Origin of the sequence: Actinoplanes sp. NPDC051513 (genome assembly GCF_044454685.1) — a bacterium.
Taxonomy (GTDB): Bacteria; Actinomycetota; Actinomycetes; order Mycobacteriales; family Micromonosporaceae; genus Actinoplanes.
On record NZ_JBITDW010000024.1, the window covers coordinates 58837 to 69164 of the forward strand.

Genomic DNA, 10328 nt, shown 5'->3' on the forward strand with positions numbered 1-10328 from the left:
CCTCCTCGTCATAGAAGCGGATACCCACCGCGAGAGGACGGCACCATGAGCGACGTCGTGATCGAGAGGATCGCCCGGCCCGAGCGCAAGCTGTCGGGATCGTGGCAAGAACTGATCGCCTCGAACCTCGACTACCACCGGGCGACCTTCCTGTGGAAGTGCGAGGGCCTCACGGAGGCTCAGCTACGGCGCCGGCCCCTGCCGTCGTCGGGTCTGACCCTGCTGGGGCTCATGCGTCATCTCCAGGGGGTCGAGCGCTACTGGTTCCAGCGCCGGCTGGCCGACTCGGAGCCGCGCTTCTTCCCCTACCGGAGCGAGGTCACCGCCGACGGTGACGAGTGGTTCGACGAGGCCGACCCCACGCCGGCCGCGGAGGTCTACGCGGACTACCTGGCGGCGTGCGAGGAGTCGCGGGAGGTGTTCGCGAAGGCCACCTGGGACCTGGCGCGCACCGTGCCGAACCCGGAGTACGGCGACACGGATGTGCGCTTCGTCCTGGCACACCTGGTCGAGGAGTACGCCCGCCACGTCGGCCACGCCGACCTCCTCCGCGAAGCCATCGACGGCGCCACCGGCGAGTAGGCGCGCGGGAAAATCGGGTGACGGCACCCCGGTGTGATTTGGCAGGATTGCCGGGGTGATGACACGGGGGCCCGTTCGATTTCTGTGGTGGCTGGCGACCGAATACTCCGGACGCGTCGGGCTCGGCGCGATGTTCGGGTCGCTCTGGTTTCTGAGTCTGGCGTTCACGCCCTGGCTGATCTCGCAGGCCATCGACCGCGGACTGCACCCCCGCAAGGTCGAGGCGCTGGTGTTCTGGTGCGTCGCGGTGCTGGTCACCGGCGTGGCCAGCGCGGGGCTGGGGATCATGCGGCACCGCAGCATGACGAAACTGCGGCTGGCCGCGGCGTTGCGCACGGCCGATCTGGTGATGACGCAGGCGACCCGGCTCGGCTCGGCGCTTCCCCGGCGGGTGACGACCGGCGAGGTGGTCACGATCGGCATCTCCGACGTGTGGACGATCGGCCGGGCCATGAACGTCGGCGGTGTCGGCGTGGCCTCGATCGTCGCGTACGTCACCATCGCGATCCTGCTCGACCGCACGTCCGGAAAGCTCGCCCTCGTCGTCCTGATCGGCGTGCCGGTGCTCGCGCTCACCGTCGCGCCGCTGCTGCGCCGCACCCAGCGGGCCGGGTCGCGCTACCGCGAGCACCAGGGCCACCTCAACGCCCGTCTCGTCGACGTCCTCGGCGGCCTGCGCATCCTCAACGGCCTGGGCGGAAAAGAGCTTCACGAGCGGCGGTACGAGCGGCAGTCGGCGACCCTGCGCGACCAGGGCTACCGCGTCGGCGGCCCGTCGAGCTGGATCGGCGCCCTGGGGGAGGGGCTGCCGATCGTGTTCCTCGCGGTCGTGGTGTGGATGGCGGCCCGCCTCGCGGCGACCGGCGAGATCACCGTGGGTCAGCTGATCGCCGTGTACGGGTACACCGCGATGCTGGTCATCCCGGTGAACGTGCTCATCTTCTGCGGCTTCGACACCGTGCACGGCCTGGTCGCCGCGCGCCGGGTGACCAACTTCCTGCGCCTGCCGTCCGACGACCCGGCAGGCGCCACTCCCGGCGTCTCCGCCCCTCTCGTCGATCCCGAGTCGGGTGTCGTCGCCGAACCGGGCCTGTTCACCGCCCTGGCCGGCAACAGTCCGCACGACGCCGCCGCCATCGTCGACCGCCTCGGCCGATACGGTCCCACCCGTGCGACCTGGGGAGGCCGGCCCCTGTCCGCGTTCGCGCTGCCCGAGGTGCGCGAGCGGATCCTCGTGGCCGACCAGGACGCCGACCTCTTCGCCGGCACGCTGCGCGAGGTGGTGGCCGGCCGCGACGAGCCCGACGACGACCGGGTGCGCGCGGCCATCGACGCCGCCGTGGCGCAGGACGTCGCCACCGACCTCGGCCGCGAGATCGAGTGGCGCGGCCGCAACCTCTCCGGCGGCCAGCGGCAGCGGGTGCGGCTGGCCCGGGCCGTGCACGCCAACCCCGAGATGCTCCTGACCGTCGAGCCGACCTCGGCGGTCGACGCGCACACCGAGTCGGCCATCGCCGAGCGCCTCGTCCGCGAACGCGAGGGCCGCGGCACCGTGGTGGCGACCACCTCGCCGGTGCTGCTCGACCGCGCCGACGTCGTGCACTACCTGGTGGACGGCCGCGTCGCGGCCAGCGGCACCCATCGCGAGCTGCTGGCCGAGCCCGGCTATCGCGCGCTGGTCACCCGCATCTTCGGCGACGAGGAAGACGCGTGACCTCGTCGCTGCCCATCGCCGACCAGCGGGCCGTCGGGCGGGCCGCGCTGCGCCTGCTCGCCGCCGACCGCCCCGCGGTCGCCGCCATGATCGCGCTCAACGTCCTGGCCGCGCTCGCCGCCCTCGGCGGACCCTGGCTGCTCGGCCGGGTCATCGACACGGTCACCTCCGGCGGCGGCGTCGACGTGGTCGACCGGCTCGCGCTCGGCGTGCTCGGCTGCGCGATCGCCCAGATGCTGCTGTCCCGCTACGCGCTCGCGATCGCCTACCGCTTCGGCGAGCGCACCGCCGCCCGCATCCGCGAGGGCTACCTGCGCCGCGCGCTCGCCCTGCCCGCGAGCGTGATCGAGCGGGTGCCCGCCGGCGACCTCGCCGCCCGCGGCACCACCGACATCGACGCGGTCGCCACCACGCTGCGCGACATCCTGCCGAACATCCTCGTCGGCCTCGTCCAGATGGTCTTCATCATCGGCGCGGTGCTGGTGGTCAATCCGCTGCTTGGCGGCGTCGGCGTGGTCGGCCTCTCCGGCATCTGGTTCGTCACCCGGTGGTACCTGAAGCGGGCCCGCGACGCGTACCTCGCGGAGGGCGCGGCGAACTCGCGGCTCGCCGACGAGCTGGCCGCCACCACCGAGGGCGCCCGCACGGTCGAGGCGTTCGGGCTGCGGCAGCGGCGTCTCGACGCGGGTCACGCCGCGATCGTCGAGACCAGGCGCACCCGGATGGCCACCTTGGCCCTGCGCAGCGTGTTCTTCCCGCTGGTGGAGACCTCGTACGCGGTGCCGGCGGTGCTCGTGCTGCTGCTGGGCGGCTTGCTCTACCTCGACGGCCAGGTCAGCCTGGGCACGGTCGGCGCGGCCGTGCTCTACCTGCGGCAACTGGTCGGGCCGCTGGACACCCTGCTCCTCTGGATCGAGAACCTGCAGAGCAGCAGCGCGTCCTTCGCGCGGGTCGAGGGCCTGGCCGCCATCCCGGGCCCGCCACCCGCCGCGACCCGCTCACCCGAGGACGACCGCATCGAGATCAAAGGCGTGCATTACGCGTACGAGAAGGGCCGTGACGTCCTCCACGACGTGACCTTGACCGTTCGTCCCGGCGAGCGCCTCGCGATCGTCGGCCTCTCCGGCGCGGGCAAGTCCACCCTGGGCCGCCTGATCGCGGGCGTCGACCGGCCGGCCGCCGGAACGGTCACCGTGGGCGGCGTGCCGATCGCCGACCTGCCGCCCGACGAGCTGCGCCGCCAGGTCGTGCTGGTCACCCAGGAGCACCACGTCTTCCGCGAGACACTGCGGGACAACCTCATGGTGGCCGCGACCGACGACCAGATGCGCCGGGCGCTCGCCACGGTCGGCGCCGACTGGGCCGACGACCTCGACCGCGACCTCGGGGAGCATCCGCTCGACGGCGCGCAGGCCCAGCAGCTGGCGCTGGCCCGGGTGGTCCTCGCCGACCCGCACACGGTGATCCTCGACGAGGCGACCGCCCTGCTCGACCCGACCGCGGCCCGCACGGCCGAGCGGGCGCTCGCGGCGGTGCTGCACGAGCGGACAGTCATCGCGATCGCGCACCGGCTGATGACGGCGCACGACGCCGACGAGGTCGCCGTGATGCGCGACGGCCGGATCACGGAGCTGGGCAGCCACGACGACCTCGTGGCGGCGGACGGCGAGTATGCCGCGCTCTGGAGGTCGTGGCACGGTTCCGACTTAAATCTCGCTTAGCCAGGAAACCGCTTACCTGTCGTCTTCGTATCGATCGGCATGAGAAGACGACTCCTTGCTGCCGCGGTTGCCGTCGTCGGTGTCGGCGCCGCGGTGGTCTTCACGAACTTCGCATCCGCCGCCGAGGGCGATCAAGTGGTCACCGCCACCATCGAGGTCACCGGCGTCTTCGACGGCGCGGGCCAGCGCTTCGTCGGCGGCGGCGACCTCGGCAACGGCGGCCAGGACGAGGGACAGGACCCGCTGTTCGACCTGGCCGCGGGCGCGACGCTGCAGAACGTCGTGATCGGCAGCCCGGCCGCCGACGGCGTGCACTGCGCCGGCAGCTGCACGCTCAGCAACGTGAAATGGGAGGACGTCGGCGAGGACGCGGCGACCTTCCGCGGCACGAACGCCACCGTGGTCATCGACGGTGGCAGCGCGTCCTCCGCCGACGACAAGGTGTTCCAGGACAACCGGGGCGCCGGCGGCTCGGTGACGATCCGGAACTTCGCGGTCGCCGACTTCGGCAAGCTCTACCGCTCGTGCGGCAACTGCTCCACCCAGGCGGCACGCACCACGACGATCTCGAACGTGACGGCGACCGCGCCGGGCGGCACCCTGGCCGGCATCAACGTGAACCTCGGCGACAAGGTCACGCTCAGTGGCGTGACGCTGGTCGGCGACGACATCTCGCTGTGCGACCTGTTCGAGGGCAACGACACGGGCGACGAGCCGACGAAGATCGGCGAAGGCCCCGACGGGACCAGTTGCATCGCGACCGGAGTCACCGGTCCCTGACGGCCGTGACGCCGGCGGCGGTCCGGTTTTCAGCCGCCGCCCCCGGGCGTCTTCAGCCCGGATGGTTGGGCCCGCTGTTGCAGCTGCCGGGGATGCCGCCGAGGCAGACCCAACTGGGCATCTGGGGGCTGCCGGGCATCGGGAATCCAGGGTTGTTGCCGGGCACGGGGATTTCGGGGTTGTTGCCGGGCGCCGGGATTTCGGGGTTGCTGCCAGGCCAGGGGATTTCGGGGTTGCCGCCGGGCCAGGGGATCTCGGGGTTGCCGCCGGACGGCGGGAACTCGGGGTTGCCGCCGGACGGCGTGGCCGCGGCGATGTTGGCGACGACATGACCGCGGTTGTCCACGGTGTAGTTGCTGTAGGCGTCCGCGTTCTTGTTCAGCCAGAGCCGGCCGGAGTCGGGTGGCGAGTCCTCGTAGATCGCGCCGACGAAGAAGACCTTCTCGGCTTCCGGCCGGATCGCCGGCGACGTGTAACTTCCGGGCGCCGGCGGGGCGTTGCCGATGTAGCCCTCGAGCGAGCCCCAGCGAAGAGTCAGCCTCCGGGCGCAGACCGAGCAGACGCCGAGCTCATCCAGGTTGAGGAAATTGTCCGGCCACGCCTTGTCGGAGCCGTTCGGTCCGGAGACAGTTTCGCCGTCCTTCCACGTGCCCCAGGCGGTGATCTCCAAGGACCCGCCCGCCGCCACGTCGATTCCGGTGTCCACCCAGCGCCCACTGGCCGGAACGATCACTTGGGTGGTGGAAAGGTCGGATGCCTCCGCCGGCGCGCCGGACGCGAGCGACGCCCCGGCCAGGATCGCTGCCGCCGCGATCCGGCCGCATTGCCTTCTACCAGCCCTCATGACAGCCCCCACATGTCACCGATGAATCAGGTCGATGAGATGGTATGCCTGCTATGAGATAGATCGGCCGGAAACAAGTGTGTTCAGCGGGGCCGGGTGGCGCGGCCCAGGCGCAGTGCCGAGGCGAGAAAGAAGATGCCGCCCAGCAGGGCGTAGCCGGCCAGGGCGCTCAACGACGCGCCGTCCTTGGCGGCCTGCAGGATGAAGGACGTCCCGGCGAGCGTGGAGATGGCGCCGCTGACGATCATCGGCCACTGGCCGCCCATGCGGCGGCGGGCGATGCCGACGACGAGCTGCACCAGGCCGGAGGCGATGGCCCAGATCCCCCACACCCGCAGGACCGTGGGGATGCCGGAGGTGGCGGCCACGGCCACGCCGACGGTGGCCAGCGAGCTGACGGCGATGTTGACGTAGAGGCCGATAGCGGATCGGGCCGACCGGGACGAGCGCGCGTCGACCACCGCCGCGGCGACGTCGAACAGGGGATAGAGCACCAGCAGGGGCACGCTCAGCGGCCCGAGGTCCGAGGCGGTCGCGAACAGCAGGACGGCCCAGACGAGAGCGAAGCCGAAGCGGACGAGGTACAGCCGCCGGAGTGCGGGTGCGATGGCGGGGGAGGCGACAGCGGTCATGACAACCCTTCGACAGAGGTAGACTAACTAGTAACTCCACCGCTCACGATGCCTGGCGGAACGGCTCGGCGCAAGAGGAATGTGAGGTCCGTATCATGGGCGCCGTGACATCGCCGGTAAGGGAACGCCTCGTGGAGGCGGCTTCCGAGCTCTTCTACGCGCAGGGGGTCCGCGCGGTGAGCGCCGACAAGATCATTGAACGGGTCGGCACCACGAAGGTCACCTTCTACCGGCATTTCCACACCAAGGACGACCTGGTCGTGGCCTACCTGCAGGGCCAGGCGGCGCGCGAGCGCGAAGGTGTCGGCGGCGCCATCGCGCGCGCCGGCGGTGATGTCGACGCGGCGTTGCGGCTGATCTCCGAGGGGCTCGGGGCGGTGGCGTGCAGCCCGGGGTTCCGCGGCTGCCCGTTCATCAACGCCGCGGCCGAGTACCCCGACGCCGACAGCCCGGTGCGCCGGTTGGTGACCGAGCACCGGGCCTGGTACAGGTCGACGTTCGAGCAGCTCATCGCGCCGCTCGGGCTGCCGGATCAGGCCGCCGTCGCCGACGAGCTGATGCTGCTGCGCGACGGCGCGATGGTCGCCGGCTATCTCGGTGACCCGGCGGCGGCCGGCGGCTCCTTCCTGCGCGGCTGCCAGGCGGTGATCCGCCCGCGGCCGTGAGCGGCCGCGACCGGTGCGGCCGCGCTGTCTCGCCGCGCTGTCCCGCCGCTAGGTAGACGAACTGGTCTACGATCGGTGGCGCCGGGGGCGGAGTCGTACGCTCGTGGCGACCTGTGGCCTCGACGAAAGCCGGCCTGCCTTGACCGCAAGAGATCGGCGCGGGGAGACCTCGCCGCGCATCCGGGACGTCGCCGCCGCGGCGGGCGTCTCGCACCAGACCGTGTCCCGAGTGATCAACAACTCGCCCCGGGTGCGGCCCGAGACGCGGCAGCTGGTGGTCGAGGTCATGGAGCGGCTGCAGTACCGGCCGAACCGCGCGGCGCGGGCGCTGGGGCTGGGCCGGGCTCGAGCGGTCACCGTGGTCACGGCGAACACCACCCTTTACGGGTACGCGAGCGTGCTGCAAGGCGTCGAGGAAGCGGCGCGCCTGCTGGGGCTGGCCGTGGGCGTCCGGGTGGTCGAGTCCGATGCGGCGGCCGACGTGCGGCAGGCCGTCGAGTACGTGAGCGACCCGACCGCGGGCAGCCTCGTGGTGGTGGCCTTCGACCCGGCCGGCGCGGGGGTGCTGCGCGAGCTGCCGGACGACGTGCCGGTCGTGGCGGCCACCGAGGCGGGCGGCCTGCCCGGCGCCGGTTGCCGCATGATCTTCCTCGACGAGCGCCAGGCCGCGGCGGACGCGACCCGGCACCTGCTCGACCTGGGGCACCGCACGGTCCATCACGTCGCGATCCCCTCCGAGGCGCGGGCCAGCGCGCGGGGGACGGGCTGGCGGGAGGCCCTCGAGGCGGCGGGCCGGACGGTTCCCGCGGTGGTCCCGGCGGGCTGGGACTACCGGTCGGCGTACCAGGCGGGTCAGCGACTGGCGGCCGGCGGAGACGTCACGGCGATCCTTTGCGGCAACGACGACACCGCCCTCGCGGTCCGCCGCGCGCTCTACGAGGCCGGCCGGGACGTGCCCGGCGACGTGAGCATCGTGGGCTTCGACGACGTTCCGGGCGCGGCCTACTGGACGCCGGCGCTGACCACGGTCCGGATGGACTTCGGTGCGCTCGGCCGCCAGTGCGTGGCGGCGCTGGCCGGCGAGCCGGAGACCGCGCCCGAGCCGCCGCGCCTGGTGATCCGCGAATCGACGGCGTCACCGAAGTGACCCGCGTCGACCGCATCATCCTGGTAACAAACCGGTAACGGACCCTTCCCGTGATGCGTGTGACCGGTCACACTCATGACCGACAATGTGACCGGTCACATCGGCCAAAGGGAGGGCCATGAGATCGAGAAGAGCAGCCATCATCGGCGTGCTTGCGCTGGCAGCCACCAGCGCGGTCACGCCGATCGCCACCCCGGCGAGCGCGGCGGCGTCGACGCTCACCTTGGATCTGGCGACGAGCACGGGAGCGCTGCGCTACGGCGCGACCGGCTTCCTGTACGGGCTCGGCGACGAGGGCATCCCCGACGAGACCATGCTGGCGGCCCTGAAACCGCAGGTGACCGCCCAGAAGGCCCCGGACGGGCTGCAACACCCCAACGGCGATGCCCTCAAGATCGCCCCGATGTTCAAGCGCACCGGCGGCCGCGACATCCAGATCTACATGCAGGACGTCTACAAGCAGTGGCCGTACGAGAACCTCGGGATCGCCGACTACCTGGCCAAGGTGGACACGATCACCCGCAAGGTGGTCGCCGACCCGTACCGGAGCTCCTACGTCTACGTCCCGTTCAACGAGCCCGACGGCATCTGGTACTCCGGCAATCTGAGCGGGCTGCTGGCCGACTGGAAGACCGTGTTCCAGAAGATTCGGTCGATCGACTCCACCGCCCGCATCGCCGGGCCCAACTTCGCCTCCTATCGCTCGGCCGACCTGCGGACCTTTCTCACGTACGCCCGTGACAACGGCGTTCTCCCCGACGTGATGACCTGGCACGAGCTCGGCAACGACTTCTTCACCAGCTGGCAGAGCCACTACGACGACTACCGCGCGATCGAGACGAATCTCGGCGTCAGCCGAAGGCCGATCACCATCAACGAGTACGGCCGATCGTCCGGCGACCTCGGCGTCCCGGGCAACCTCGTCCAGTTCGTGGCGAAGTTCGAGGCGAGCAAGGTGGACGGCTGCCTCGCGTACTGGACCACCGCGGGCGGGCTCAACGACCTGGTCACCCACAACAACCAGGCGACCGGCGGATGGTGGCTCTACAAGTGGTACGGCGAGCTGACCGGCAACACCGTCGCCGTGACGCCGCCCGCCGGCGGGTCGCTGCAGGGACTGGCCGCGGTCGACGCCGGCAAGAAACAGGCCCGGGTGATTTTCGGCGGCAACAACCCGGCGTCCGGCACATACGACACCAACGTCGTGGTCAAGGGCATCCCGTCTTACCTGGGGACGACCGTGCACGCGACGGTCTGGGGCGTCGACACCTCGGGCCTCAACCCGTCGGCCGGGCCGTACGTGGTCAAGGAGGGCGACTTCGCCTCCGCGGGCGCGCAGGTCACGGTTCCGCTGACCGGGCTCAAGGGCCAATCGGCGTACCAGATCATCGTGACGCCCAACGGTGACGTCGCTCCCGCCCGCCGCTACGAGGCGGAATATGCCGCCATCGGCGGCACCGCGAAAATCGTGAGCACCTATTTCGTCGAGGGGTACGGCGCCAGCACCACGGCGAGCACGAAATTCGTCGTCTCGGTGCCCTCGGACGGCTACTACAACCTGGGGATCCGCTACTCGGCCGGCCCTTACACCGGCGCACCTACCGACCGTTCGGTCAGGCTCCGGCTCAACGGGAGCGACCTGACGACGGTCGCCCTGCCGGGAACCGCCGACTGGAACACGTGGAAAACCGCCACCACCAAGGTCTACCTGCCGGCCGGCATCAGCCGCGTCGAGTACAACGCCTACGCGAGCGACGACCGCGACGCCGTCAATCTGGATTACCTGGATGTGGCGGCGACAAGCGGAACCGTGACGGCCTATGAGGCCGAGGGCAACACGTTGAGCGGAACCGCGGTCGTCGTGAGTGACGCCGCGGCGTCGGGCGGCAAGTACGTCGGGTGGCTGGGCGCCGGAAGTGCGAACACGATGCGTTTCAACGGAATCAGCGTCGCCGCGGCCGGTCGCTATCGCACGGTCGTCGGCTACGCGAACGGCGAGCTCGGCGACGGCGCCACCAACTACAACAGCAACATCGTCGACCGGTACGCCGAGATCAGCGTCAACGGCGGCGCGGCGAAGAAGGTCTACTTCCGCAACACGCTCGGCTGGTCGAACTACTGGACCCGGGTCGTCAACGTGGACCTGGCCGCCGGCGCCAACACCATCACGTTCGGCAACGCCTCCAGCGGTTACGCGCCGAACATCGACCGCATCCAGATCGCCGCGCCGGTCGGCTGAGCAC

At 71.0% G+C, this 10328-nt stretch carries 9 protein-coding genes; 7 read left to right on the top strand and 2 right to left on the bottom strand.

Going from position 1 to position 10328, the window contains the following annotated elements:
- The first annotated feature begins 45 nt into the window (after positions 1–45).
- The 4 genes from ACIA5D_RS41820 to ACIA5D_RS41835 all read left to right on the top strand — a co-directional run bounded on the left by ACIA5D_RS41820 (position 46) and on the right by ACIA5D_RS41835 (position 4797).
- A complete protein-coding gene (locus tag ACIA5D_RS41820) occupies positions 46–582 on the top strand; it encodes a DinB family protein (RefSeq protein WP_396036135.1) in 537 nt (178 codons plus the stop codon).
- A gap of 130 nt (positions 583–712) precedes the next feature.
- The gene (locus tag ACIA5D_RS41825) at positions 713–2296 is read left to right on the top strand and encodes an ABC transporter transmembrane domain-containing protein (RefSeq protein ID WP_396036232.1); all 1584 of its coding nucleotides are present in this window, start codon (positions 713–715) and stop codon (positions 2294–2296) included.
- Positions 2293–4017 (top strand): ABC transporter ATP-binding protein, encoded by a 1725-nt coding sequence (locus tag ACIA5D_RS41830; RefSeq protein WP_396036136.1) that lies wholly within the window; start codon positions 2293–2295, stop codon positions 4015–4017. The genes ACIA5D_RS41825 and ACIA5D_RS41830 overlap by 4 nt, the downstream gene beginning before the upstream one ends.
- Before the next feature lie 39 nt (positions 4018–4056).
- A complete protein-coding gene (locus tag ACIA5D_RS41835; RefSeq protein WP_396036138.1) occupies positions 4057–4797 on the top strand; it encodes a pectate lyase in 741 nt (246 codons plus the stop codon).
- Positions 4798–4849: 52 nt separating this feature from the next.
- Here ACIA5D_RS41835 and ACIA5D_RS41840 read toward each other — a convergent pair whose 3' ends face one another.
- Positions 4850–5641 (bottom strand): hypothetical protein, encoded by a 792-nt coding sequence (locus ACIA5D_RS41840; protein ID WP_396036139.1) that lies wholly within the window; start codon positions 5639–5641, stop codon positions 4850–4852.
- 83 nt (positions 5642–5724) lie between these two features.
- The gene (locus tag ACIA5D_RS41845; RefSeq protein WP_396036140.1) at positions 5725–6273 is read right to left on the bottom strand and encodes a hypothetical protein; all 549 of its coding nucleotides are present in this window, start codon (positions 6271–6273) and stop codon (positions 5725–5727) included.
- A gap of 104 nt (positions 6274–6377) precedes the next feature.
- On the opposite strand from ACIA5D_RS41845, the gene ACIA5D_RS41850 reads away from it, so the two are divergent.
- From ACIA5D_RS41850 to ACIA5D_RS41860, 3 genes are all read left to right on the top strand, one after another.
- Complete coding sequence (locus ACIA5D_RS41850) at positions 6378–6938, top strand: TetR/AcrR family transcriptional regulator (protein ID WP_396036141.1); 561 nt, start codon at positions 6378–6380, stop codon at positions 6936–6938.
- A gap of 139 nt (positions 6939–7077) precedes the next feature.
- Complete coding sequence (locus tag ACIA5D_RS41855) at positions 7078–8085, top strand: LacI family DNA-binding transcriptional regulator (protein ID WP_396036142.1); 1008 nt, start codon at positions 7078–7080, stop codon at positions 8083–8085.
- A gap of 118 nt (positions 8086–8203) precedes the next feature.
- On the top strand, positions 8204–10324 hold the full coding sequence (locus ACIA5D_RS41860) for a carbohydrate-binding protein (protein WP_396036144.1): 2121 nt from the start codon (positions 8204–8206) through the stop codon (positions 10322–10324).
- Positions 10325–10328 lie beyond the last annotated feature (4 nt).